General features: G+C 67.7%; 20 protein-coding genes. 8 read left to right on the top strand and 12 right to left on the bottom strand.

The window, feature by feature from the left end; genetic code table 11:
* Positions 1-285 precede the first annotated feature (285 nt).
* Positions 286-870: a mismatch-specific DNA-glycosylase gene (locus STHE_RS16435; RefSeq protein ID WP_012873725.1), complete on the top strand. Its 585-nt coding sequence runs from the start codon at positions 286-288 to the stop codon at positions 868-870.
* A 241-nt stretch (positions 871-1,111) separates the two neighbouring features.
* On the opposite strand, the gene STHE_RS16430 is transcribed toward STHE_RS16435, so the two are convergent.
* From STHE_RS16430 to STHE_RS16415, 4 genes are all read right to left on the bottom strand, one after another.
* Positions 1,112-2,500 carry a phosphatase PAP2 family protein gene (locus STHE_RS16430; protein ID WP_012873724.1) on the bottom strand — a complete coding sequence of 463 codons (1,389 nt, stop codon included), beginning with the start codon at positions 2,498-2,500 and terminating at the stop codon, positions 1,112-1,114.
* Positions 2,501-2,772: 272 nt separating this feature from the next.
* Positions 2,773-3,900: a glycosyltransferase family 9 protein gene (locus tag STHE_RS16425; protein ID WP_012873723.1), complete on the bottom strand. Its 1,128-nt coding sequence runs from the start codon at positions 3,898-3,900 to the stop codon at positions 2,773-2,775.
* Between the two features lie 162 nt (positions 3,901-4,062).
* Positions 4,063-5,313: a DUF4032 domain-containing protein gene (locus STHE_RS16420; RefSeq protein ID WP_012873722.1), complete on the bottom strand. Its 1,251-nt coding sequence runs from the start codon at positions 5,311-5,313 to the stop codon at positions 4,063-4,065.
* Between the two features lie 199 nt (positions 5,314-5,512).
* Positions 5,513-6,643: an aminotransferase-like domain-containing protein gene (locus tag STHE_RS16415; RefSeq protein ID WP_245534913.1), complete on the bottom strand. Its 1,131-nt coding sequence runs from the start codon at positions 6,641-6,643 to the stop codon at positions 5,513-5,515.
* A gap of 274 nt (positions 6,644-6,917) precedes the next feature.
* On the opposite strand from STHE_RS16415, the gene STHE_RS16410 reads away from it, so the two are divergent.
* Together STHE_RS16410 and STHE_RS16405 are read left to right on the top strand one after the other, a co-directional pair.
* A complete protein-coding gene (locus STHE_RS16410) occupies positions 6,918-7,589 on the top strand; it encodes a type 1 glutamine amidotransferase domain-containing protein (protein WP_148220142.1) in 672 nt (223 codons plus the stop codon).
* A gap of 543 nt (positions 7,590-8,132) precedes the next feature.
* The gene (locus STHE_RS16405) at positions 8,133-9,065 is read left to right on the top strand and encodes a response regulator transcription factor (RefSeq protein WP_012873719.1); all 933 of its coding nucleotides are present in this window, start codon (positions 8,133-8,135) and stop codon (positions 9,063-9,065) included.
* Here the strand turns inward: STHE_RS16405 and STHE_RS16400 are convergent.
* Complete coding sequence (locus STHE_RS16400; RefSeq protein ID WP_012873718.1) at positions 9,020-10,336, bottom strand: DUF2851 family protein; 1,317 nt, start codon at positions 10,334-10,336, stop codon at positions 9,020-9,022. The two genes, STHE_RS16405 and STHE_RS16400, sit on opposite strands and share 46 nt — an antisense overlap.
* A 323-nt stretch (positions 10,337-10,659) precedes the next feature.
* Here STHE_RS16400 and STHE_RS16395 point away from each other — a divergent pair, with 323 nt between their 5' ends.
* Positions 10,660-11,763, top strand: a complete 1,104-nt coding sequence (locus tag STHE_RS16395; protein WP_012873717.1) for a helix-turn-helix domain-containing protein — start codon at positions 10,660-10,662, stop codon at positions 11,761-11,763.
* Positions 11,764-11,959: 196 nt separating this feature from the next.
* Here the strand turns inward: STHE_RS16395 and STHE_RS16390 are convergent, their stop codons facing one another.
* Positions 11,960-12,760 (bottom strand): polysaccharide deacetylase family protein, encoded by an 801-nt coding sequence (locus tag STHE_RS16390; RefSeq protein ID WP_012873716.1) that lies wholly within the window; start codon positions 12,758-12,760, stop codon positions 11,960-11,962.
* A gap of 797 nt (positions 12,761-13,557) precedes the next feature.
* On the opposite strand from STHE_RS16390, the gene STHE_RS16385 reads away from it, so the two are divergent.
* The 3 genes from STHE_RS16385 to STHE_RS16375 all read left to right on the top strand — a co-directional run bounded on the left by STHE_RS16385 (position 13,558) and on the right by STHE_RS16375 (position 18,169).
* Positions 13,558-15,495 (top strand): PrkA family serine protein kinase, encoded by a 1,938-nt coding sequence (locus tag STHE_RS16385; RefSeq protein ID WP_012873715.1) that lies wholly within the window; start codon positions 13,558-13,560, stop codon positions 15,493-15,495.
* A 16-nt stretch (positions 15,496-15,511) separates the two neighbouring features.
* Positions 15,512-16,687, top strand: a complete 1,176-nt coding sequence (yhbH, locus tag STHE_RS16380) for a sporulation protein YhbH (RefSeq protein WP_012873714.1) — start codon at positions 15,512-15,514, stop codon at positions 16,685-16,687.
* 87 nt (positions 16,688-16,774) lie between these two features.
* A complete protein-coding gene (locus STHE_RS16375) occupies positions 16,775-18,169 on the top strand; it encodes a SpoVR family protein (RefSeq protein ID WP_012873713.1) in 1,395 nt (464 codons plus the stop codon).
* 284 nt (positions 18,170-18,453) lie between these two features.
* Here the strand turns inward: STHE_RS16375 and STHE_RS16370 are convergent, their stop codons facing one another.
* From STHE_RS16370 to STHE_RS16345, 6 genes are all read right to left on the bottom strand, one after another.
* Positions 18,454-18,717, bottom strand: a complete 264-nt coding sequence (locus tag STHE_RS16370; protein ID WP_012873711.1) for a hypothetical protein — start codon at positions 18,715-18,717, stop codon at positions 18,454-18,456.
* Positions 18,718-18,848: 131 nt separating this feature from the next.
* Positions 18,849-19,742 carry a hypothetical protein gene (locus STHE_RS16365; RefSeq protein ID WP_012873710.1) on the bottom strand — a complete coding sequence of 298 codons (894 nt, stop codon included), beginning with the start codon at positions 19,740-19,742 and terminating at the stop codon, positions 18,849-18,851.
* Entirely contained in the window at positions 19,739-20,935 is a 1,197-nt protein-coding gene (locus tag STHE_RS18290) for a sensor histidine kinase (RefSeq protein WP_012873709.1), read from the bottom strand. The genes STHE_RS16365 and STHE_RS18290 overlap by 4 nt, the downstream gene beginning before the upstream one ends.
* A 12-nt stretch (positions 20,936-20,947) precedes the next feature.
* A complete protein-coding gene (locus STHE_RS16355) occupies positions 20,948-21,646 on the bottom strand; it encodes a response regulator transcription factor (protein ID WP_012873708.1) in 699 nt (232 codons plus the stop codon).
* A 124-nt stretch (positions 21,647-21,770) separates the two neighbouring features.
* Positions 21,771-22,223 (bottom strand): type II toxin-antitoxin system VapC family toxin, encoded by a 453-nt coding sequence (locus STHE_RS18635; RefSeq protein ID WP_012873707.1) that lies wholly within the window; start codon positions 22,221-22,223, stop codon positions 21,771-21,773.
* Entirely contained in the window at positions 22,211-22,450 is a 240-nt protein-coding gene (locus STHE_RS16345) for an AbrB/MazE/SpoVT family DNA-binding domain-containing protein (protein ID WP_012873706.1), read from the bottom strand. The genes STHE_RS18635 and STHE_RS16345 overlap by 13 nt, the downstream gene beginning before the upstream one ends.
* A 224-nt stretch (positions 22,451-22,674) precedes the next feature.
* On the opposite strand from STHE_RS16345, the gene STHE_RS18280 reads away from it, so the two are divergent.
* Positions 22,675-24,072 carry a hypothetical protein gene (locus tag STHE_RS18280; protein WP_012873705.1) on the top strand — a complete coding sequence of 466 codons (1,398 nt, stop codon included), beginning with the start codon at positions 22,675-22,677 and terminating at the stop codon, positions 24,070-24,072.
* Positions 24,073-24,153 lie beyond the last annotated feature (81 nt).

The raw sequence follows: 24,153 nt of genomic DNA, 5'->3' as shown, positions 1-24,153 counted from the left end.
ACAGGCAACCCTCCGTCCAGCGGCAGCGACGAGACTAGCGTACGCGGCATGGCCAGGAAACGCGATAGCCCGTCCGCCGCCTGGAAGAGGCAAAAAAGCGCCACGAGCGCCCGGCCTGCCAACCGGAGGCCAGGCCGCGGGGGTGAAGGCCGTCGCGCACGCCATGCGGTCCCGACCGCGCCCTCTACGGTGCTACGCCGCGGCTCGCGCGGTGGATGGCCGGCCATCCGACCGGCACGGGCTATACTGCCTCCAGCATGGTGGATGAGCACCGGAGGGGAGCGGATGGACACAGACAGCGACTTCGCGGTCCTGCCTGACTACCTCGCACCAAAGATGCCGTTGGTGTTCATCGGCATCAACCCCAGTACCTACTCTGCCGCGCAGGGTCACTATTTCGCCCGCCGCACTAACCGCTTCTGGCCCGCCCTCTCGCAATCCCGCCTAAGCGAGCCGATCCGCGCCGCGCTCGGTCGCGACCGGCTTGAACCCACCGACGACGCACGGCTGCTCGCGTTCGGCATCGGGTTCACCGACCTGGTGAAGCGTCCCAGCGCCCGAGCAGCCGAACTCAGCCGCGCCGATTACCGCATCTGGGCACCCAAACTGCGCCAGCGCCTGGAGCATTACCAGCCCCGCGTCGCTTGCTTCCACGGGTTCACGGGCTACCGCGCGTTCGTCCGCGATGCCCTCGGGCTGACCGAGGTTCCGCGCAATCTCGGTCCCCAGCCGCACTCACTTGGCCCAACCCGCCTCTATGTCGTGCCTAACCCCAGCCCGGCCAACGCCCACTTCACCCTCGCCGACCAGATCGCCTGGTACGACCGCCTGGCCGACTTCCTCGCCGAGATCGGCGCCGAGATCGGCTGATCCTACGCACCATAAGCATGGGCGTCGCCGGCGCACTCGCCCGGCCCAACCTCGGTAGCCGCGGCCGTGGCGGCCAGCCTCCATCTTGGCGTGGGTATGCGGCTTTGACGGATGAACGCGCCCGGCAGGGGCCCAGGATGGGTGGTGTGAGGGTCTCCGTGTCGTGGTATGAGCCCGGGGGTGAACCCCGGGCACAGGCCACGGTACCGAGACTCGTACACCACCCATCCCGGCCACCGGCCTACCACTCCTCGCGCTGGCGGGGCTCGACGAGGCGGACCGGCGGGGCTACGGCCTCGACCCGCGCCGGGGTGCGGGAGCGCGTCGCGCGCGTCGCGAGGCGCCGGATCTTCGGCCAGGCAAGCTCCATCAACACATACGACAGGGTTGCCAGGGCGATGCCCGCGAGCACGTCGATGACCCAGTGGTGACCCAGGTAGAGCACGCTGAACCACAGGGCCATGTTGTACGGAATGAAGAGCAGCCCCCACTTCCGGAAGAACTTGATCGCGAAGAGCATCGTCATCCAGGGATAGGCTGCATGCAACGACGGCATGGCGGCCACCGGGTTGCCGCTCACCCCGTTCCAGATCTGGATCGCGTCGAAGTTGTCGAGCGGCTGCGGGATGAGCGCGTTCCAGACCTGGTTGAAGGGGAACACCAACCCCTCGATCGCCCCCCACTCGTTGGCCAGCCAGGGCGGCGCGGCGGGGTAGAGCAGGTAGATCACGAACCCCGAATAGGTCATCAGGAGGAAGGCGAGCGTGAAGTGGCAGAAGTGCTCCTTGGAGCCGATCCAGACCAGGAAGGCGAAGAGGAGCGGGAAGACGAAGTGCAGGGCATACACCACCGCCGCCATCACGTCATACCAGTGGATCGTGCCCTCCACGTAGAACCGCTGCTGGACCCAGAGGGCCGGAATGTGACCGCCGAACAAGGCCTTGTCCGCGGCGATGAGCTCCGCGAGGTGGACGGTCCGGTTCTGCTCCTGGATGAACTCGTAGGCCATGCCCCGCATGAACTCGAAGCCGAAGATGAGGAACACGACCGGGATCCAGTCGCGGAGGAACGCTTTCCACTGACCCAGCAGGAGCGCGGTGACGAAGAGCAGCACCGCCCAGCGGTCCGGGTGGAAGAAGATGCCGCGCCAGACGTACAGCGCCACCGCCACCGCCATGTAGCTGGCAAAGAGCACGACGGCGAAGCGCGCGTAGACACGCTGAGCGTGCTGGTCGATGCCGTCCGCGGTGCCACGGGACCACAACCGGCCGATCGGAACTTTGGCTCGCACCGACGCGGAGGCAAAGTAGGCCACCACCGCCACGACCGCCGCGAGGCTGAGGTAGAGCCAGAGTCGGATTGAGAGGTTATAGGCAGAAACACGCAAGACGCGGAAGAGGAAGAAGAGAAGTCCGATTGCGAAGATGGGTAGGAGGACCCTGCAAGCGCGGCGTACGGTGTCGCTCACCCGGATTGGGCGTCCGAACCGGGCTTCGGCGTTGGTGACGACACCAAGCGACCCAATGAAGCCAAGCGAGAAGAGCACCAGATAAGCAATTGCGAACGGACCCCAGACGTCTGCCTGGTCCGCGGGCGTGGTCATGTACGCCCAGCTTAGCGGGTGCTGCATGCACCTCCTCCGGCCCACGCAAGGGCTCCCGGTACACGAGCAAAGCCGGTGCCGTCAGGAGACGAGGCAGCGTGTGACTCGGACGTGAGAACCCCGGCGGGTTGTGGCCTGTCTTCGCCGGGCGGGTACGCCCGGCGCGTCCTGTGCACCATATCACGTTCCGCTGCGGCAGTGCCACTCTTGCCACGCTGCACGCCGTGACTCTGTGCCCACCACACGCGTTGTGTCTCCCCAGAACGTACGGGGCACCGGGACAGGAACTCGCTTCCCTGCTATCCGAGCACGGCCGCCACGGCGGCAAGCATCGACCCGACATCGACGCCGGTGACGCAAGCGGGATGCTCGATCGCGCCGCAGGGTGGGTCGATCACCAGCCCGCAAGGACTGCACGGCAGCGAAACGCGCACAACCCGTGCCCGAAAAGCCGGAGCCAGCGGCCCGGAGACGGCAGGGTCGGCCGGGCCGTAGAGCCCGACCACCGGGGCGCCGACCGCCGCCGCCAGGTGGAGGGGTCCGCTATCGGTGGCGACCACAACGCGGGCACGCTGGTAGAGCGCGGCCAGCCCGCCGAGCGAGACCGGCGCCGGGAGCGGCACCGCTGCCCCTCCTGCGCACTCCACGACGCGGGCCGCCAGCAGGGTCTCCTGAGGCCCCGCCGTCACCAGTGGCGCCACGCCGAAGCGGGCATGGATCGCCGCTGCCAGCGCACCCCAGCGTTCCGCCGGCCAGAGCTTCAGCCGCCACCCGGCGCCGGGATGGAGGACGATGGGCGCGTCACCGGTGACTTCGGCCACACGCGCCAGCGCCTGATCCGCCTCGGCGATGTCGCTCGGCGTCACCCGCCAGCGAGGGGGCACAACCGGCGCTGGGTCGGTCGGTTGCCGGACACCCAGCACAGCCAGCGCCCGCATCGCCAGGGCAACCGCCTCCTCCGCCGCGTGCCGGCCAGCCACGCGCGGGACCGCCTCGGTGAGGTAGGGGAGTGTGGCGGGATCGGCATACCCGATACGGTGGGGAACCCCGGCTGCGACCAGGATCGCGCCGGACCACGAGTCGGCCGGTCGGGCCAGGATGGCCACGTCGAACCGCCCACGTGCCACAACGCGGGCAACCACCGCGGCCGGCCCCTGCCACGCCTCGCGGTCGAAGTCGGCCGAGGGTGAGGGGTACGGGGCAGTCAGTGTCTCGCTCACATCCGGGCAGTGGCGCGGGACCGCCGCTGCATCCGGACGGACGAGGAAGGCGACATGCGCCCCCGGGATGGCACGGCGGATCATGCTCGCGGCCGGCAGGGTCAGGAGCACGTCGCCCAGATGATCAGGCCGGGCGATCAGGATGCGGGGCGGCCGGGCACGGCCCCCGCGAAACGGATACTGGCGGTGCCGAAGCGCCGCGGACATCAGCTAGCCCTCTGGGAGTAGTGCGTACGCCGTATTGCGTACTGCGCGTTCCGTGTTGCGTGTTGCGTGTTGCGTGCTCGGTGTCCCGCCAGATCCGTCTGGGAGAAGCCAAGACCTGAGAAGAAAAATACGGAATACGCAGTACGCAACAGGCAATACGTCTCATCCTTCGACCGCGCTCGGGTCGAGTTCGGGTGTGCTCAGCACCGTCCGCTCATCGGGCACGAAGCGGAGCACGTTCTCGACGTACGACCGCACGGCGCGCTCCATCCCGACGTCCCGCTTGGCGGACTCGGACAGGAACCAGCGGTGCTCCAGGATCTGATGGAACAACTCGGCCGGCTCCAGCTTGGTACGCAGGTCGGGCGGGATCGCCTCCACCGTCGGCTTAAAGACCTCGTCCAGCCAGCGGTAGGCCGCCGCCGCTTCGGGCACCGGGCGCCCGGTCATCTGTTCCAGCCGCGCGCGGTAGCTCATGATGTCGTTGAGCAGGCGGCGGGCCTGATTCTCCTGCACGTCGAGCCCCGTGAGCATCATCAGGCGCCGCCGGTGGTGCCCCGGCTCTACGAGGTGGGTTTGCAGGCGCAACTTGGTGCCGCCGTGAGTGGTGACCAGCTCGAGTTCCTTGACATCGAAACCCAGTTCGTTGATGCGACGCAGGCGCGCCTCCAACCGGTAGCGCTCGCCGGGCCGGAAGATCTCCTCCCGCATTAGCTCCGACCAGAGGCTGTTGTACGTGTCGTGCAGCGCGCGTGCCGTCTCGAACGGGTCGATCCCGGGCAGCGGGCCAAACGCCCCTTCCAGGTCGAGCAACTCGCCCGCGATGTTCTCCTGGGCGATCTCCAGGTCGTACTCCCGCATCCGGTCGGAGATCGTCGGGTGGATCTCGCTCGTCTCGGCGTCGACCAGGTAGGCGGCCAGGGTGCCGGCGTCGCGGCGGAAGAGAGTGTTGGACAGGGAGCAGTCGCCCCAGAAGAAGCCCGCCAGGTGGAGCTGGACCAGCAGCTCGGCGAGCGCCTGCAACAGGCTCCCGCGCAGGTCCGAGATCCCGGGGCTGGTAAAGAGCGTCCGGTAGGGGAGGGAGTACTCCAGGTGCCGGGTGATGAGGATGGCCCCGAGCGGCTCACCGGTGTCCCGGTGCGTCCGATCGGTCACCACACCGACCGCTTCGACCACGCGCAGGTCGCGCGCGGCGAGCTGGCGGAGCAACCGGTACTCACGCTGTGCTGCCTCGACCGGTAGTTCCTTCAGCGCGTAGAGGATCCCGCCCTCGTAGATGAACCGGACGACGTGGCGCGAAATGCCGCGTACGACCTGCACCAGCCGGTCCCGCGGCCATTCGGCCAGCGGCACCGTCCAGGGGAGATCGAACATGGCGGGCTCGGCCGGCTGACCGATGATCCTGAACGTCACTCCGTGTGCTCCGTCCCGCCCGGGCCTCGCGCCATTGTCGCCCGCTCAGTACCCGTCTGACGGCGCCTTGCAGGGCCAGTGCCACCCGGTGTGAACCGTCTTCGGCCGGTGGCCAGACGGGCGGGGCATCGCCCCGCCCCGACCCATCACCGTGGCGATGCCATCGAAACGGCCCCGCCGGCTGCCGTGATCGCCCGGGTTAGTCGGCGGGCGCCCCGGCCTTCGCGAGCGCTGCGCGTGTCACCTTCGCCAGGCGCGCGATGCCCTCGTCGATCTGCTCCAGCGTGACGCCGCTGTAGGAGAGGCGCAGGTTGCCGCGGCCGCTCCCGTCGCTATAGAAGGCCGTGCCCGGGATGTAGTCCACACCCGCCTCGCGCGCCGCCGGCAGCATGTCGACCGCGTCCACGCCCTCGGGTAGCGTGAGCCAGATGAAGAAGCCACCGTTGGGCCGCGTCCAGGACGTGCCCTCCGGCATCTCCCGCTCGAGCGCGGCCAGCATCCGCTCGCACTTCTCGCGGTAGATCTGGCGCAGCTCGATGATGTGCGCCTCCAGCTTGCCCGAGCGCAGATACCAGTCGGCCAGCGCCGCCGTGTAGGTGTTGCGAAGGGTGTCCACCGCGCCGCGCGCCATCGTTGCCATCACGTCAGCCGGACCAACCAGGTAGCCGAGCCGCAGCCCGGCCGCGATGGTCTTGGACAGCGTCCCGGAGAAGAGGACGTTGCCGCGCTGGGACAGGCTGAAGAGCGTCGGCTTCGGCTCGCCGCTGAAGCGCAGGTCGACGTACGCGTCATCCTCGACGATCAGCAGGTCGCGCTCGTCGGCCAGCTTGGCCAGCGCGTGGCGGCGCTCCAGGCTCAGCTCCACCCCTTCCGGATTCTGGAAGGTCGGGATGGTGTAGAGAAACTTCGGCTTGCGCCCCTGGCGCGCCAGATCGTCCAGCACCGCCTCAACCCGGGCCGGGTCGATGCCGTCGTCATCCAGCGGCACGCCAATGACCTCCGCGCCTGCCAGCCGGAACATGTTGGTGGCCCCCATCCAGGCGGGCGCGTCGGCCAGGACCACATCGCCCGGATCGAGCACCATGTCGCACAGGAGGGAGAGACCCGCGCTCGCCCCGTGGCTGACGAAGATCTGCTCAGGGCTGACGTGGATGCCCTGGTCACGGGCGAGCTTCTGAGCCAATGACTCGTTCAACTCGTCGCCCTGGATCGCGTTCTGGTACGCGAGCGCGTCGCGCCGGTTGTTCTCCGCCAGATACTCCGCGGCCTGGGCCATCTCCTCGAGCGGCAAGCTCGGGACATCGGGATCACCGTACACAAACGAGATCATCCCCGGTGGCGCCACCCGCGACGGCGCCGACCCGCTCGCGGCGAGTTTCCCGCGCCGAGACCACCTTTGCGACCACGTATCCGTCATCTGCTCCCCCCTCGTCAATTCGGTCCGGACCTCTGGCTCCCACCGCCCCAGTATAGCCCACCCGCCGGAAGCAGACGTCTCGGCTGGCGCCGGGGCTGTCGCCGGATGGCACGGGGTCTGCATGGTGAGGGGCGCGCTGCCCATGGCGGAGCGCATCGAGAAGAACGTACCAGGGAAGGAGACGTCCATGGCGCAGCAGGAACTCAAGGGACAGAGGGTGGCCGCGCTCTTGACCGACGGGGTCGAGCAGGTTGAGCTGACCGAGCCGATGAAGGCGCTGCAGGAAGCCGGCGCCGAGGTCAAGATCGTGGCGCTCAAGAGTGGCAAGGTGAAGGCGTGGGACTTTGACCACTGGGGCGAGGAGTTCGACGTCGACCTCACCATCGACCACGCCAACCCCAACGACTTCCAGGCACTGCTCCTGCCCGGCGGGGTAATGAACCCGGACACACTGCGCATGAACGAGAAGGCGGTGCAGTTCGTCCGGCAGATGGTTCGCTCGGGCAAGCCGGTAGCATCGATCTGCCACGGGCCGTGGATGCTGGTCGAGGCCGACGTCGTCGAAGGCCGTACCCTGACGAGCTACCCCTCGCTGCAGACGGACATCCGCAACGCCGGCGGGAAGTGGGTAGACCAGGAGGTCGTCGTCGACCAGGGTATCGTCACCAGCCGCAACCCGAATGACCTCCCGGCCTTCATCCGGAAGATGATCGAGGAGTTTCGGGAGGGCGACCACGACCGGGCGCTCGCCGATGCCGTGGAGCAGGCGTCGGAAGAGTCGTTCCCGGCCAGCGACGCGCCGAGCTGGTCTCCGGCATCGGCCACCCCCAACACCGAGCGCCCCTCACCCGAGGGCTAGCCGATCCGCGGGGCGCCGCCGGGCGGCGCCCCGCACCGTCCGCGGTACCTCAACACCATGCTTCATCCCGCACACCCCACAATCCCGGTCCGTTGCAGCACGCTTTTCACATCCGCATCGGGTGCTGGACGAGCGGGCGGACTGACATGGAGAGCACCGCATCGGCACATCGCGCGGCTGTGGCGCGACGCGCAAATGAGCGTCGCGACGCTGCGCAATACAAAGCGGGCATAGATCTTGCCACAGTGTTTCGTCACGTAATGGTGACAAGAGAAACGGTTCGGAGCATAGCGGCTACGTGTACGGGCGCGCCGCTACCGCGAGACATTTTGCAACGGAGCGACGCTCCCGAAACCAACCAACAGCGCGCCGAGGCGCCCACAGCACGAGCACCGCTTCCGCGCGACGCAACCTTCGAGGGTAGCGTCATCCGGGGAGGCACGCAGCGCCACCGCCGCGGCCGACGGGATCACGGACGCGGCACAAACACACGCCAGGCGATGGGCACCAGGCGGGACCCCTGGCCGGGGGAGGGAGACACGCATGCGCATCGTCATCGTCGATGCGGACGCCATGAACGCCAAATTCCTGACCTTCGTGCTCGCCGAGGCCGGGCATCGAGAGATTATCCATGCGAACTCCGTCCCAGCCGCCCTCCGGGCGGTTTTCAGTGCCGAGACAGACCTCGTGCTGCTCGATCTCGCCCTGCCCGAGATGGACGGGATCGCCCTCTGCCAGACGCTGCGCGAGCGTGGCTACACCGGCCCGATCATCTTCGTCACGCAGGGCGGCACGACGCAGGACAAGGTGCGCGCTTTCGCCCGGGGCGCCGACGACTTTGTGCAGCGGCCTTTCGATCCCGGCGAACTCGTTGCCCGCATCGGCGCTGTGGTCCGTCGCGCACAGCACCAAGCCCGGCAGCAGGCCAGCACAGAGCTCCGCGTCGGGGATGCCACGCTTTCGATGAGCGACCTGACGTTCCAGGTCGGCGATCGGGAGCCGGTGCGCTTGACGCCGACCGAGATGCAGATCCTGGCGCACTTGATGCAGAGCAGCGGCACTCCGGTCAGCCGCAAGCGGCTCATTGAGCGCACCTGGGGCGTCGATTTCCTGCACGAGTCCAATCGAGTGGATGTCTACATCCGCAGGCTGCGCGAGAAGATCGAGCCCGAGCCGTCGTCGCCGATCTACGTGCGGACAGTCCGCGGGGTGGGCTACGTCTTCTGCCCACCGGAGAAGTCCAGCTCCGCGCCCCCCCAATCACGAGGAACCTGCCCGCACCGCTGCTGCCGGACGCTAGGCCGGGCGCCAGCCCGTGCCGGACGTGGCGTCCGGCGCTCCGTTCTCCAGTCACTCAGCGCAACCAGAGCCCCCAGACACAAGGCCCCACTCCGTCAGTGCGCGAGTACTGGTGCCACGCGGGCTGTCGCTCAGCCCTCTTCGGCCAGGGCGAGGTGCGCCACGGGGCACTCGTAGCAGCGCATCGGGGCGCAACCAGTGCGTTGAAGGTGCAGGAGCCCCTGCTCGGCCCTGGCACTGCGGACCGGCACCCGATGCGGCCCGCAGATCTGTTCGACCGTCTTCCGCACCAGCGCGTTGCCGGCCCCGGCCGGCAGCCGGTCCCACAGGTCGGCCGCCGCTGCAGACAGGCGGTCGTCTCCCGTCTGATCCCCATAGGCCAACAAGAACGGCACAACTACGTTGACGATGATCTCGTGGGCATGGCTCGCGCCGAGGTAGGGGTTGGTGTCGGTCAGCCAGCGGCGCAGCGCCCGGTGTGGGTCGGGATCGAGGCACATGTCCGTGAGATCCCCCACCAGCCCGGCATCCAGCCGCGCCAGGAGCACCGCCAGCGCCAACAGCCGCCGCAGCGGGTGCGCCGCGGGCCGCTGCCGGGCCAGCGTCCAGACGGTCGGCGGCAGGCGCGCGTCGTGCCACGGCCCGCCGAGCCGCTGCCACTGGCGCTCGATGGCCACGGCCGTGGCCGGATCGATGTCGGCCAGGGCAGCCTCACGCGGGGAGAGGGGTAGAAACCCACCCACGCCGAGCAGCAGCCCGGCCGCGCGTTCCCAGCGCTCACGGGGTGACCGCCCCACCAGGCGGGCCTCCAGATGGTCGTAGGGCAGGCGCGCGGCGACCGCACCCATCCCCTCCCGGTTCCGGCTGTAGCCGAGGGCGTCGAGCAGACGCGCGTAGAGGACCTGAGCGGGCGGGGCCGTGCTCAGCGCCTGGGAAATGCTCGCCACCTTCCCGGCCAGCCGTTCGTCCCCCGCGGCCTCCCAGACCCGTACCAGGGCATCGGGCCGGGTCGCCGCCACCGCCGGCGCGCAGTGCGCGAAGCCGATCGCCCCCAGTGGGCGCAACGCCGGCCCCGGGTTGAACTGCTCGATGGGACCGAGCAGGTACGGCCGCAGCGCGAGCGTCGCCACCACCACCCCGTCCTGCCGGCGCGCCGGGCGGCCCGGGTCGGGGTCGAGCACGGCGTGGAGCACGACGCCGTTGTACGCCGGGTCGCGATGGTGGCCGTGCTCGTACCATCCCGCAGCGCGGACGTGCACCTCGACGTCCCCGCGCACCAGGGTGCCGTCCAGGTCGAGCAGGGCGCCGGTGAAGTCCGGGCCGGCGCCGTGCGTCCAGACGCCGCGATAGACCACGCGCAGTGGCCGGCCGTCGGTCGTGCGGAGCCGATCGGCCAGCCACTGCGCATGCCAGACCCGAGCCAGGACCAACTCTCCAACTTGTGTCATGGTAGCTGCAGTATCGCACCCGCGGATCGAAACCACAACCGGACGTATCTGCCGCCTGAGCCGTTGGTACTCACCAGAGACGGCCAGACGGACCGTCCCGGCCACTGGTCACGGATGCTGAGGCACCCCCGAATTAGCCCATTTTTGCTAGACACGCATCCCCTCAAAGGGCTATTCGTTATACGTAATGCCCAGCATAACGGCGTCAGGGCTCGGTTTGGGCGGTGAAGTCAATACGGGGTGCGGCTGGCGCGAACTGCTGGTGGTGCACCGCCGGTCAACGGGCGGAGCGGCGCCGCGCCCTGCCATGAGGGGGAGATGCCATGAACACGGCGGAGCAGAGCGGTGCCGTCCTGCGGCGTTCACGCCAGCAGATCGGCCCGGCACTGCGCGCCTTGCGTGAGCGGCGCGGCTGGACGCTGGCCCAGTTGGCGGCCGAGTCAGGTGTCTCGCGCTCCCAGGTTTGGCGCCTGGAACAGGGACAGAACGTCCCCTCGTACCTCACGCTCGCACGCCTTGCGAAGGCGCTTGAGGTCGAGATCAACTATTTCACTTCGTTCGAGAGCACGGCGACGGAGCTTGATCGGGACCTGAGCAGCTACCTGCGCCGGGTCGGCGTCCCGGAGGACACCTGGGCCGAGTTCGGCCGGCTCGGCCTCGAGGCGCGGGGCGCGCTGCTCGATGCGCTGCGTCGGCTGACCGAGCCACAGGAGCAGGTGGCATCGCGCCAGCGTGCCGCCGAGGCGGCTCTCGCCATGCGCGGCCTGCCCGAGGCCGCCCCGGAGGTTCTGAGCACCATCGACGAGGTTGGCCTGACTCCGCTCGAATTCGCTCGCACCTGGACCCAGTTCGAGGAGCTCCCGGGCGATCGGATCTGCGTCGCCCACCGGCTCTCGACCGTCACCGGAGCGCCAGGACTGGATCACTTCAGGGTTTTCCGCCTCCTTTACGGCGTCGAGTTCCCCGATCCCCGGCTCCTGCGATGGTGGGCCTCATCGACCCAGTCGGCCATCTTCGCGACGCTCCAGGAGCACGAGTCTCGCACGATCTATCCGCTGGCCAGCCTCGAACGCTACCTGACGACCGGTGAGTGGGGCATGCGCTTCGCCTTCTCCCCCAAGACCGTGCGCGCGCATGTCCAGGCCACGATCGATCTGCTCCAGAGCAACCCGCGCTTCCGGATCGGCCTCGTGGACGAGATGCCGCCGCTCGGTTTCTTCGTTAAGGGGACCGATGGCGCCCTGATCTACCCGCTGGCCGACAGTGATCCACAGGAAGCCAGCAGTAACCGGGTCGCTTTGCGCTTCACTAGCCCCGAGGTCGTAACCCGCGTCCGTGACTACTTCGAGTCCCTCTGGGACGCGATCCCGCCCGAGCGGAAGGACTCCGAGGCTGTCATCGCCTGGCTCAAGTCGCGTTTGGGGTGACGGGCTGGCCCCTCACCCCCTCGCCCCCTCTCCCCTCGTGGGAGAGGGGGGACGGCCCTCATCCCCGGCCCCTCTCCCAAAGTTGGGAGAGGGGAGCCGACCGGGATAGCCAGCAGTCGTTACGGAACCGGCACACACATGAGGCATCGCGTTCCCCCTCTCCCAAGGTTGGGAGAGGGGGTCAGGGGGTGAGGGCCTATCCCTCCCGCTGCCAGAACTCCGCGACCTCGCGCCCGGTGGCGAACCAGACGCCCTCGTGGCCGCGGATGAACTCGATCAGCCGCTCCAGCATCAGCAGCCGCCCCGGACGGCCGATCAACTGGGGGTGCATCGTCAGGTTGAACAGCCCGCCGTGGCGGTAGATCCCCTCAAACTCCTCGGTCCAGGCCTGGTAGGCTACCGCCGCGGGCTGGATCGGTCGCTGGGTCCGCCCGCTCCCGAAGAGGAAGAACGGCGCGTCGTCGAGCAACCACTGGACCGGAAGCTCCACGATGTCCGTCCCCGGGTGAACCCAGGGAACGAAGTCGCTCATCAGGTTCGAGGAGTAGCGGAACCCGTGGCGCTGCAAGAGGTCGAGCGTGTGGGCCGAGAACTCCCAGGCCGGAGAGCGATAGCCCACCGGTGCCTCTCCGCTGATGGCTTGCAGGGCGTTGATCCCGCGCACCAGGACCTCCGCCTCCTCCTCCGGCGCCAGCGCGGTCGGCTGCTCGTGCAGGTAGCCGTGATGGCCGATCTCATGGCCTCGCTCGTGGACGGCGCGGATCACGTCGGCGTGCGTCTCCGCCGTCCAACCGGGCACAAAGAAGGTCGCGCGGATCCCCGCGCGCTCGAGGAGGTCGAGGATCAGCGGCACTGCCACCCGCGCGCCGTACGTGCCCTGCGACAGCATGCCAGGCTGGTTGAGCCGCGTCGCATCGCCCGCCAGCCACAGCGTCTCGGCATCGACATCGAAGGTGAGCATCACGGCGCACTGCGCGCCGCCCTTCCAGCGTCCCATGCGGCTATCCCTTCCACACAACCCCTGCTCGTCGCTCAATCCCGCATCTGCGCGCCCACTGTAGCACTTGTGGTGCGCCCACGCGACGACGCGCTCGCCGCGTAATCCCGGCGCGCTCCTGCCTTGAAAACGTCAACCCCGCTCTGTCACAATTAACATGAATCCACCGGGAGTGTACGGACGTTAACTCAACATACAGCGAGCCGCTTCGCGAGTATCCAGCACACAGCCCAGGCCTGGGCCCTGACGCAACGGCAGCGCACCAAGAAGCGGCACGCTTTATGCGTTACCCGGAGGGTGTAGAGGCCATAATCCGGGACCGAAGATGGCAGCGTGGCCTCGTATCCGGCGCGAATGGATGCGCCCCTGTACGGCTCGACGCTGAGCCGCTACCGCAATGACGCGGATCGTACCCAGCGCACCGGCGCGCCGTCAGACACGGTCTCGCAGGCGACGCATCCGCCCGTGGCACCGGTCCACGACGCGACACGATGCCCGCGGGGCACGCGGCGGAACCGTCTCGCGGAGGCAAACCGACACCGAGCGGATGTGGTCCGTGCGGTGACGACCGCAGGCGCGGCCTGATCCTCACGAACCTCCTACCGCCAACTTCCTGGGACATTCGACGATCACTCTCGGAGAGCCCGGGTGGGCGCTCGCCCCCGGGCGGCTCGCGTCACCGGCCCCGCCGGCGGCCGGCCGGCGCTCTTCTTCCGAGAAAGCCCCGCACGTAATCGCTCATCCGACATGCTTGGCCCGTGATTATTGCGCGGGCGGGATAATTTGAGGTACGGACGATGAATCTGGTCGAACGCTTGGAATCCTTTCGCGCGGAAGAGCAGAAGCTCAGTTGGGAGGGCACCTTCGCCGACTACTTCGACATGGTGGTTGCCAACCCAACCATCGCCCAACTGGCGCACGCTCGCATCTTCAACATGATCCAGGACGCGGGCGTGACCGAGCGGGATGACGGCACCATCGACTACGCCTTCTTCCACGACGAGATCTTCGGCATCGAGAAGTCGCTCCAGCAGATCGTCGAGTACTTCCGGTCAGCCGCCCAGCGGCTCGAGGTGCGCAAGCGCATCCTCCTGCTCATGGGGCCGGTCGGCGGCGGAAAGTCGACGATCGTGACCATGCTCAAGCGGGGGCTGGAGCGCTACACCCGGAACGACCGTGGCGCCCTGTACGCCATCAAGGGCTGCCCGATGCACGAAGAGCCGCTGCACCTCGTGCCCGAGTCGATCCGCACCGAGTTGATGACCGACTACGGTGTCTACATCGAGGGCGAGCTCTGCCCCTGGTGCCGCTTCCAACTGGAGAACGCCGAGCGCAACGAGAACCACCCGTGGAGCCGGCCGGGCCAGCCCTTCTCCGGACGCCACGAGGACGTCCCGGTGGTGCGGGTCGCTTTCTCCGAAAAGCACCGTATCGGCATCGGTACCTTCACCCCGTCGGACCCCAAGAGCCAGGACATCTCGGAGCTGGTCGGCGGCATCGACCTCTCCACCATCGGCGAGGTCGGCACCGAGTCCGACCCGCGCGCCTACCGCTTCGACGGGGAGCTCAACATCGCGAACCGCGGGCTGGTCGAGTTCGTCGAGATGCTCAAGACCGACGAGCGCTTCCTCTACGTGCTCCTGACGCTGTCGCAGGAGCAGAACATCAAGACCGGCCGCTTCTCGATGATCTACGCCGACGAGGTGGTCATCTCCCACACCAACGAGCATGAATACCTGGCCTTCGTCGGCAACAAGAAGAGCGAGGCACTGCAGGACCGCATCATCCTGGTCAAGGTCCCGTACAACCTGCGCGTGACCGACGAGGTCCGCATCTACCAGAAGCTGCTCAAGCAGAGCGCCATCCGCGACATCCACATCTCGCCCGGCACACTGGAGACGGCCGCGACCTTCGCCGTTCTCTCCCGCCTGGAGGAGAGCAAGAAGGCCGGCATGACCCTCATGAAGAAGCTCAAGCTCTATGACGGCCAGGCGGTCGAGGGCTTCACCCAGAAGGATGTGCGGGAGCTGCAAGAGGAAGCGGACCGCGAGGGCATGGAGGGCATCTCGCCCCGCTACGTCATCAACCGGCTCTCAGCGGCGCTGGTGCGCGACGGTGTCACCTGCATCAACGCGATCGACGCCCTGCGCAGCCTGCGCGACGGCCTGGAGCAGCACACGAGCATCTCCCGTGAGGAGCACGAACGGCTGCTGAACCTGATCGCTGAGGCCCGCCGCGAGTACGACGAGGTGGCCAAGCGCGAGGTGCAGAAGGCATTCGTCTACTCCTTCGAGGAATCGGCTCGCACCCTCCTCAACAACTACCTCGACAACGTCGAGGCCTACTGCAACAAGACCAAGGTGATCGACCCCGTCACGGAGGAGGAGATGGAGCCGGACGAGCGGCTCATGCGCTCGATCGAGGAGCAGATCGGCATCACGGAGAACGGCAAGCGCCAGTTCCGTGAGGAGATCCTGATCCGCATCTCGTCGCTGGCCCGCCGCGGGCAGACGTTCGACTACAAGTCGCACGAGCGCCTGCAGGAGGCCATCGAGAAGAAGCTGTTCGCCGACCTGCGCGACGTGGTCAAGATCACCACGTCGACCAAGACTCCGGATGCCGACCAGCTCCGCCGCATCAACGACGTGGTCGATCGGCTGATCCGGGAGCAGGGCTATTGCCCGGTCTGCGCCAACGAGCTGCTGAAGTACGTCGGCGCGCTGCTCAACCGGTAGCCGAGGGGGTCCCACGATGTTCACGGTGACGCTGACGCAGAACGACTGGTCCCTCCACCGTAAGGGGGCGATCGACCAGGCACGCCACAAGCAGAAGGTCAAAGAGGCGATCCGCCAGAACCTGGCCGACATCGTCAGCGAGCAGTCGATCATCACGAGCGACGGCAAGAAGATCGTGCGCGTGCCGATCCGCACCCTAGAGGAGTACAAATTCCGCTTCGACCCCAACGACCAGCAGCAGGTGGGCGAGGGGGACGGCAACTCCCAGGTCGGCGACGTGCTCGAGCGCATCGGCCAGGGACAGGGGCCGGGCCGCGGCCCCAAGGCCGGCGACCAGCCGGGCATCGACTACTACGAGGCCGAGCTGACGATGGACGAGCTGGCGGACATGGTCTTTGAAGACCTCTTCCTGCCCAACCTGGAGGAGAAGCGGCTCCAGGAGCTCGAGTCCGAGGTCGTCCGCTTCACCGACATCCGCAAGAGCGGACCGTACGCCAACCTCGACAAGAAGCGCACCATCCGCGAGAACATCAAGCGGAACGCCAAGCGAGGCGACCCGCGCTTCGGCGGGCTGAAGAACGACGACCTCCGCTTCAAGACCTGGGAGCGGGACATCCGCCGCGAGTCGAACGCCGTCGTCATCGCCATGATGGACGTGTCCGGCTCGATGGGCACCTTCGAGAAGTACATCAGCCGCGCCTTCTACTACTGGATGGTCCGCTTCCTCCGCACCAAGTACGACCAGGTGGCGATCGTCTTCATCGCCCACCACACCGAGGCCAAGGAGGTCACCGAGGAAGAGTTCTTCACCCGCGGCGAGAGCGGCGGCACCAAGGCCAGCTCCGCCTACCAGCTCGCGCTCGATCTGATCGCGCAGCGGTTCAACCCGGCCAATTGGAACATCTACCCGTTCCACTTCTCCGACGGTGACAACTGGCCGTCGGACAACGAGCTCTGCCGACAGTTGGCCGACCAGTTGCTGGAGCAGTGCAACCTGTTCGGCTACGGCGAGATCCGCCAGGGCCGGTACTCCTACCAGAGCACGCTGATGCACACGTTCCAGCAGCTCGACAGCCCAAAGTTCGTGACGGTGACCATCGGCGACAAGTCCGAGGTCTACCCCGCCCTGCGCCGGTTCTTCGGCCCCGAGGTCGGAGCCGGCACCGCGCGCCGCGCCGCCAAGGAGGTGTAGCGCGGCGCGCGGGTCAGGAGCGCCGGCGTCGGACGGAGCCGCGCCGGCGCTCCTGGATGCACGCGCGGTTGAGGAAGCGAGAGGCCCATGCATCAGACAGGACCCACCCAGCGCTACATGCAGGAACTGCAGGAGGGGATCGAGCAGATCTGGGAGGTCGCGCAGGAGCTCGGGTTGCGCCCCTTCCCGACCCACTTCGAGATCGTGCCCGCCGCCGTCATGTACGAGATCGGCTCCTACGGCATGCCCGGTCGCTTCTCGCACTGGACACACGGTAAGGCGTACCAGATGCAGAAGACGATGTACGACTACGGGCTCAGCAAGATCTACGAGCTGGTCATCAACACCAATCCCTGCTACGCCTTCCTGCTCGAGACGAACACCGTGCTCCAGAACAAGCTGGTGGCGGCGCATGTGCTGGCCCACAGCGACTTCTTCGCCAACAACGCCCACTTCGCCAAGACATCGCGACGCATGGTCGACACCGTCAGCCTGAACGCCGACCGCATCCGCCGCTACGAGTTCGAGCACGGCACCGATGAGGTGGAACGGCTGCTCGACGCCGCCCTGTCCATCCAGGAGCACATCGATCCCTACATCACCCCTGAGGACGTCCAGCCGGCCAAACCGGAGGCGCCGCGGAGGCCCGCCAGCACCTACGACGACCTCTTCCGCCTCGACGAGCGAGGAGAGCCGGAACCCGAGCCCTCCGACGAGGACTCGTCCCGCCTGCGGCCCGCCCAGCCGGTGCGCGACCTCCTGCTCTTCATCCTCACCCATTCGCCGCGCCTGGACGACTGGGAGCGGGATGTCGTCTCGATCGTGCGCACCGAGATGCTCTACTTCTACCCCCAGCTCCAGACCAAGATCATCAACGAGGGCTGGGCCTCCTACTGGCACGCCCAGATCATGCGCGAGCTGGATCTGAGCACCGACGAGTATCTGGAGTTCGCCCAGCTCCACGCGGCGATCCTCCAGCCCTCCCCGCGGCGGATCAACCCCTATCACCTCGGCTACCGCATCCTGGAGGACATCGAGCGCCGCGCCAACGAGGCCGGCGAGGACGGTCGCGCCAAGCTCTTCGAGGTTCGGGAGGTCGAGAGCGATGTCTCCCTGATCCGCAACTACCTGACTGAGGAGCTGGTGGAGGATCTCGACCTCTACCTCTACCAGCGGGTCGGGGACGAACTCGTCATCGTCGACAAGAGGTGGGAGTCCGTCCGCGAGCGACTCTGCGCCCAGCTCACCAACCACGGCTTCCCGGTGATCCAGGTCGAGGACGGCGACTACAACGGCAACTCGGAGCTCTACCTGCGACACGTCTGGGACGGCGAGAAGCTCGACCTGCACTACGCCCAGAAGACCATGGAGCACATCTACCGTCTCTGGGACCGCCGCATCTGGCTGGAGACCCGCAAGGACGAGGACGAGCCCCTCATCCTCTCCTACGACGCGCGCGAGGGCCACAAGATCCACACGTGAGGTGTGGTGCGTAGTGCGTGAGGACGGCCCTCACCCCCTGACCCCCTCTCCCAACGTTGGGAGAGGGGGAATGTCATGTCTCATGCGTCATGCGTCATCCGTCATGTGTCACCCGAGATCCTCCCCTCCCCCGAGGTTGGGACAGGGGTCGGGGGTGAGGGGTACCGTGCGCCCACCTCTAAATTCAACGGCGGCCACGTGGGCCGCCGTTGATTGGGAGGTTACCTGATGTTCGTATGAAACCGGCCGGGGAGCGAGCAGCCGCCCCGCCCAGGGAGACGTCGCTACGCTGGCGAGGGCGGGATGACCGGCAGCCCCGCGGCGCGTCGGCTCAGCACGTACCGCAAGACCAGCGCCTTAAGATCGCCGGCGCGCCCTTCGTTGTGCTGCAGCCGTCGCAGCGTCAACTCGGCCGTCTCCGGATCATAGTTGGCCACAGGCTCAACCAGCCCCCAGTGCTGATGGACCACGCTGGCGACGATCGCGTGCTCGGTGCCGACCAGGTCGAGATCTCCGAAGCGCGGAACAAGACTCGCTGTCTGGGGCATTGTCGTCTCTCCTCTCCGCGGGCACTCGGCCACGCTTCGAGAATAGATCCCCACCACGGCGCCGCACAGTGCCACTGGTCCCGGAAACCACTGGCCCATCGGTCAAGCGAATGAGGACATTTTGCCTAGTACTAGCTGAAGCTCCGGTCGACGAACGACTGGAACACCCCGTAGGCGCTCACAGCCAGGTCGGCCTCGATGACGTAGATCGTCGGCACGCCACTGCCGGGTTCGCGCAGCCACAGCATCGTGCCGCGCTCGAAGCGCTGGAGCGCCGCGTCGGTTGCCCAGTACGCAGCGGTCGCCTCGCCCAGCCGCTCGCGGTCGGTGTAGACGTTCTCCCAGACCCAGGCGAACGCACCGGTCGGCGCAGCCGCCTCCGGGTTCCAGTCCTGACCGACGTCCGGCACGCGGTGCCGGGCGGCGTGGTTGCCCGCCAACGTGATGACCCAGGGGACACTGTCCACTCCAGGCGCCCAATGGGGGATGTCGAGCCAGACCATGAGCCCATGCATGTACGGCTGCACCCGTGCCGCGACGCCGACCTCCCGCTCGACGGGGCAGCCGATCTGCCGCGCGACGGCAGGCTGGTCGTGCCAGACCAGGCCGAAGCCGCGCACCGGCAGCTCAGCGCAGACGAGCGGACCGGCAGGGGTGGGGGTCACCGGCGGAGGCGCGGTCGGCTCCGGCCTGGCCGTCGGAGTCGGGCTCGGAGACGGAGCGGGATTCGGAGGCATGGTCGGCATCGGTCGGGCGGTGGGTGGCGGCGGCAGAGTCGGCACCTCACCGGCCGTGGTCGGCGTCGGCGTCTCGGACACTTCCGTCGCGACCGGCGTGTCCCCGGACGGCTGGGGCGTCACGGTGACGGATGCCACCGGTGTCGAGCGCACCGAACCGACCCGCCCGGATGTGCCCGCCGTAGCGGTCGGGGTGGCCTCGTCGTCGACTGGCCGGACCGACACGCTGCACGCGGAGGCAAACCCGAGCAGCATGAGGAGAATCAGCAGCTTGCAGATCCGGGTCACTGCCCGCGCTCCCCCACCGCAACGGCCGCGCCCGGAGCGGCCGTCGAGCCGCCGGCGTCGTGCCGGGGCAACTGGACGGTGATGGTTGTCCCCTGACCGGGCGCGCTCGCGGCCTCGACGGTTCCACCGTGCCAGGTCACGATCGAGCGCACGAGCGCCAGCCCGAGCCCGCTCCCGACCCGGCTGCCGCGCGCCTGTCCACCGCGGAAGCCGCGCTCGAACACGAGCGGCAGATCGACCGCGTCGATACCGGGGCCGGAGTCGCGCACCGTCAGGATCACCCGGCCCGCGACGGGATCTTGTCGCAGCCCGAGAACGACCCGCACGCCCGGTCCGCCGTACTTCAGTGCGTTGTCCACCAGATTGAGCAGCATCTGCCGCAGCGCGCCCCGGTCGCCCCGGACGTGGTACGCGCCGTCCTCTGCCTCCAGGTCAACCTCACTGCCCTCCCGCGCGGCCCGCTCCGCCAGGTCGAGCACCACCTCCTCGCAGACGGCGCGCAGGTTCAGCGGCCGAGCCTCGATCGGCGGATTAGGCATCTCGAACCGGGCCATGAGGATCGCCTGGTCGATCAACCCGGTAAGCCGGGTCGCCTCGTCGTCGACCACCGCCCAGGCGCGGCGCGCCTCGGCCGGGTCGGTCACGTCGGCCTCGGCGAAGCGCGACGCATGTCCCCGAATCACCGAGAGCGGGGTCTTCAACTCATGCGAAACCTGCCGGATCAGCGCGGTCACGAAGTCAGCCTCCTCCTGCCGTCGCGTCGCATCTTCGAGCACCACCAGCGTCTCCCAGCCGCGGCGTGTCGCCAGCGGATGGATCCGCACCGCCAGGCGCTTCCCGCCAGGTGCATCGACCAGGCGGCTCGTCACCGTGCCCTCAGAGCCGGGCGGCCGCGCCATGGCGTCCGGTAGCAGCGCCCCGGGCGCCAGCCCCGGCCAGAGGTCGGCCGCCTGCCCATTTAGCAGCACCACCCGGCCGTCGGGCTGGGCGAGCACGACGCCGCAGGGGAGTGCATCGACCAGTCGGTGGAAGGCAGCTGTCGCCTGCCGGGCGCGGCGCAGGCGCAGCACCCAGAGCGCGTTGACCGCGAGCGGCGGCCCGCACACCACCGCGATCGCTCCGATGAGGAGGATGACCGTCCAGAGCGGGTCAAGCCGCACGGTCACCTCCCAGGAGCGGGTCAGCCAGTCCACTGCGCCCATCCGTCAGACTGCACGGTCAAGCGGCTTGAACCGGTAGCCGACGCTGCGCATGCTCTGGATGTAGACCGGTGCCTTGGGATCGGGCTCCAGCTTCTGCCGGAGGAAGTGGATGTATTTCTCGACGGCCTTGGTGTCCTCGTCGTCCCGGTCGAAGACCTGCTCCAGCAGGTCGGAGCGCGAGATCCAGATCCCGGCGTTGAGGTAAAGCCGCTCCAGCAGGGCGTACTCCAGTGGCTGAAGCCGTACCGGCTGCCAGACGCCATCCCGCCGCACCGCCACGTCGCGCGTCGTCAGGTCGAGACGCAGGTAGTCGTCGATGACGCGCACCGGCGCGTTCGGCAATCGCAGGCGCACCCGCGCCAGCAGCGCCGGGATGGAGAAGGGCTTGGCGACGTAGTCGTCGGCCCCGGCCTGGAACCCCGTCTCTTCGGAGGCGAAGTCATCCCGCACCGTCAGGAAGATCACCGGCGTGCGCGGCAGCCCGCTCAACTCCTCGTAGGCGCGCAACTCGCGGCAGACGGCGAAGCCGTCCATGCCCGGCATCGCCACGTCGAGGATAATCAGGTCCGGCCGCTCCCGCTCGACAGCCGCCAGCGCCGCCGCGCCATCGCCCACCGCCGTGACGTCATAGCCCGCGGCCCCGAGCGGTCCGGCCAGTGTCTCCCGGATGCGCGGGTCATCATCAACCACGAGGATCCGCACGTAACCCCGAGATCCCTTCCCGTCAAGATCTCACGCGTGTCAGACGACGCAGAGCGTGTCTGATCTCCGCTATTATGACGAACGAGGGTTCCCGGTGGGTTCCCGGAATGGTGGCGAGCCACCGTTATCCGGGGATGAAGTCCTCGAGGAGCAGAACTGGAATCACGCTGACACGACGGAGATCTCGGTCGTTGGTGACGAATGCTTCGGCGCCGTGATCGACGGCAGCGGCGATCTGGAGCGCATCGGCCGGACGGAGGCGAAAGCGAGCGCGGAGCTGAGCTGCGAGGCGGGCCACCCGATAGCCAATCGCGACGACATGAAGGTGTGGATAGTTGCTGATGAGCACGTCGTACTCGTCGGCGACCTCCACTCGTCCCATGCGGAGTGGCTTGACGGTCAGTTCCATGAGGGTCAGGACTGACGTTATTCCTTCGAATACGCCGTCAGCCACCCCGTCGAGTAACGTCGCGGCTAGCTCGGCGTATCGTGTGGAACCTTCGATATGGTAGATGAAGATCGGCGTATCTATTCCAATGCGTCGATAGCCTTGTAGCGCAGCATCTAGCCCTGCCACGCCTCGCGCTCCCGCCGAACGTACTCCTGTGGCTCGACATCCTGCCAGATCTCGCGATGCAGCCCCCGCAGGCGCTTGCTGTAGTCACGCGGCTCAGGTATGAGAATGACATAGCCATCTCGTATTTCGACCAGCAACTCGTCGCCGCTCTGAATTCCCAAATGCTTGCGAACCGCCGCAGGCACAGCGATTTGATTCTTGCTACTCACCTTGACTCGGGTTGCCATCTCTTTCCTCCTTGCCACCCCGTTTGCTAAGCATCATAGCATATTTGCTTACCGATCCGCCCCTCACCAACCGGCATGCGTTCCCGTCTCCTCAGGGAACCTTCGCCGAACCTTGTCTTCCGACACTGAGCTTGCCAGCGCGCACCAGGCGGTCCGGTGCGCGGGCGCGGCCGGAGCGTGTGCCGTCCGGTCGCCGGGACGGACTGGAGTGCAAGGGGATATCCATGCGAAGAGCGCTGCTGGCGCTGGTGGTCCTGGTCACCTCGCTGGTGGTACCCGTCGCGGGTGTAGGGGCGGCCGAGGCGGAGCTGGGCCCGGCCATGGTCGCGCTCTGGGAGCGCACCGACGGGCCAGTGGCAGCCGGCGAGACGGACCGGTCCTGGCTCTGGGGGCCACAGGCCAACCGGGTCACGACCGAGCCGTACACCTACGCGCCGCTCAAGGAGAACCGGCGCCTCGTCGCCTACTTCGACAAGAGCCGGATGGAGATCAACGATCCGTCGGGCGATCCGTCTGACCCCTGGTACATCACCAACGGGCGCCTCGTCTACGAGATGATGACCGGCCGGATCCAGGTCGGCCAGGATCCTGACATCTACACCACGGTCTTGCCGGCCAGCATTCCCGTCGCCGGTGACCCCTTCAGTTGGAACACACCCACCTACCAGGTCCTCGGCCGGCTGATGGGCAGCGCGCCCGATCGGACCGGGGAGATCATCACGGCCACCGTCGACCGGGACGGCACCACCGGGTTCGACCTGTCCCGCCGCGCGGCCGGGCTGCGGTACGGCGCGTACGTGACCTACACCGGGGAGCAGGGTGAGACGGTTGGCCACAACCTGCCCGAGGTCTTCGTCGACTTCCTCACCCGGCACGTCTCCCCGCTGGTGGCGCCGGCCGACTGGGTCTTCGTCACCGGTTACCCGCTCACCGAGCCGTACTGGACCAAGACACTGCTCAACGGCCAGGAGACCGACGTCCTCGTCCAGTGCTTCGAGCGCCGCTGCCTGACCTACACGCCGTCGAACCCCGACCCGTTCAAGGTGGAGATGGGCAACGTCGGGCTGCACTACCAGCACTGGCGCTACGGGAGCTGGCAGGTGTCCTGCCCGACGGTACCCGTGCGCGGCTTCGGCACGCTCTGGAGCAGCAACCGGGAGGTTCGCGACACGCTCGGCTGCCCGGATGACACGACCGGAGAGCGGGGCATCCGCACGGCTTACCAACGCTTCGAGCGCGGCACGATGATCTGGGTCGACGTCGATGACGTCTACAACCCGGAACGCTCCATCCTCGTCCTCTACGACGACGGCACCTTCGCCCGCTACGCGGACACCTGGGACGAAGGGCAGGCGGACTCCGACCCGCGTCTGACCCCACCTGCGGGGCTCTATCAGCCCGTGCGCGGCTTCGGCAAGGTCTGGCGTGACGTGCCGGGCGTCCGCGACCGCCTTGGGTGGGCTGTCGAGCCTGAGCGCGGAAGCCACGGCGCCTACCAGCGCTTCAACTACGGCACGATGGTCTGGATCGAGGATTTCGACCAGATCTGGGTGTTTGCGGGCGACCTCTACTGGAACCCCGGCGGCACCTGGTCCGTCCACGACGACACCTTCGACGGCTAGACCCGCGTCCATCCCGATCCTCCACACAGTGGCCGCCCGGCACCCGCTTGCCGGGCGGCCCGTTCCTGTCTTCCTGATGGG

Source organism: Sphaerobacter thermophilus DSM 20745 (genome assembly GCF_000024985.1).
GTDB classification, from domain to species: Bacteria; Chloroflexota; Chloroflexia; order Thermomicrobiales; family Thermomicrobiaceae; genus Sphaerobacter; species Sphaerobacter thermophilus.
This window is presented reverse-complemented; position numbering and strand designations above follow the sequence as displayed.

Excerpts from the sequence above, each read along its gene's own strand:
- STHE_RS16385 (WP_012873715.1), top strand. The coding sequence starts at position 13,558 with ATGAATCTGGTCGAACGCTTGGAATCCTTTCGCGCGGAAGAGCAGAAG.
- STHE_RS16395 (WP_012873717.1), top strand. The coding sequence starts at position 10,660 with ATGAACACGGCGGAGCAGAGCGGTGCCGTCCTGCGGCGTTCACGCCAG.
- STHE_RS16435 (WP_012873725.1), top strand. The coding sequence starts at position 286 with ATGGACACAGACAGCGACTTCGCGGTCCTGCCTGACTACCTCGCACCA.
- STHE_RS16400 (WP_012873718.1), bottom strand. The coding sequence starts at position 10,336 with ATGACACAAGTTGGAGAGTTGGTCCTGGCTCGGGTCTGGCATGCGCAG.
- STHE_RS16345 (WP_012873706.1), bottom strand. The coding sequence starts at position 22,450 with ATGGCAACCCGAGTCAAGGTGAGTAGCAAGAATCAAATCGCTGTGCCT.
- STHE_RS16415 (WP_245534913.1), bottom strand. The coding sequence starts at position 6,643 with ATGATCTCGTTTGTGTACGGTGATCCCGATGTCCCGAGCTTGCCGCTC.
- yhbH (WP_012873714.1), top strand. The coding sequence starts at position 15,512 with ATGTTCACGGTGACGCTGACGCAGAACGACTGGTCCCTCCACCGTAAG.
- STHE_RS16405 (WP_012873719.1), top strand. The coding sequence starts at position 8,133 with ATGCGCATCGTCATCGTCGATGCGGACGCCATGAACGCCAAATTCCTG.
- STHE_RS16370 (WP_012873711.1), bottom strand. The coding sequence starts at position 18,717 with ATGCCCCAGACAGCGAGTCTTGTTCCGCGCTTCGGAGATCTCGACCTG.
- STHE_RS16430 (WP_012873724.1), bottom strand. The coding sequence starts at position 2,500 with ATGCAGCACCCGCTAAGCTGGGCGTACATGACCACGCCCGCGGACCAG.
- STHE_RS16375 (WP_012873713.1), top strand. The coding sequence starts at position 16,775 with ATGCATCAGACAGGACCCACCCAGCGCTACATGCAGGAACTGCAGGAG.
- STHE_RS16410 (WP_148220142.1), top strand. The coding sequence starts at position 6,918 with ATGGCGCAGCAGGAACTCAAGGGACAGAGGGTGGCCGCGCTCTTGACC.
- STHE_RS16390 (WP_012873716.1), bottom strand. The coding sequence starts at position 12,760 with ATGGGACGCTGGAAGGGCGGCGCGCAGTGCGCCGTGATGCTCACCTTC.
- STHE_RS16425 (WP_012873723.1), bottom strand. The coding sequence starts at position 3,900 with ATGTCCGCGGCGCTTCGGCACCGCCAGTATCCGTTTCGCGGGGGCCGT.
- STHE_RS18280 (WP_012873705.1), top strand. The coding sequence starts at position 22,675 with ATGCGAAGAGCGCTGCTGGCGCTGGTGGTCCTGGTCACCTCGCTGGTG.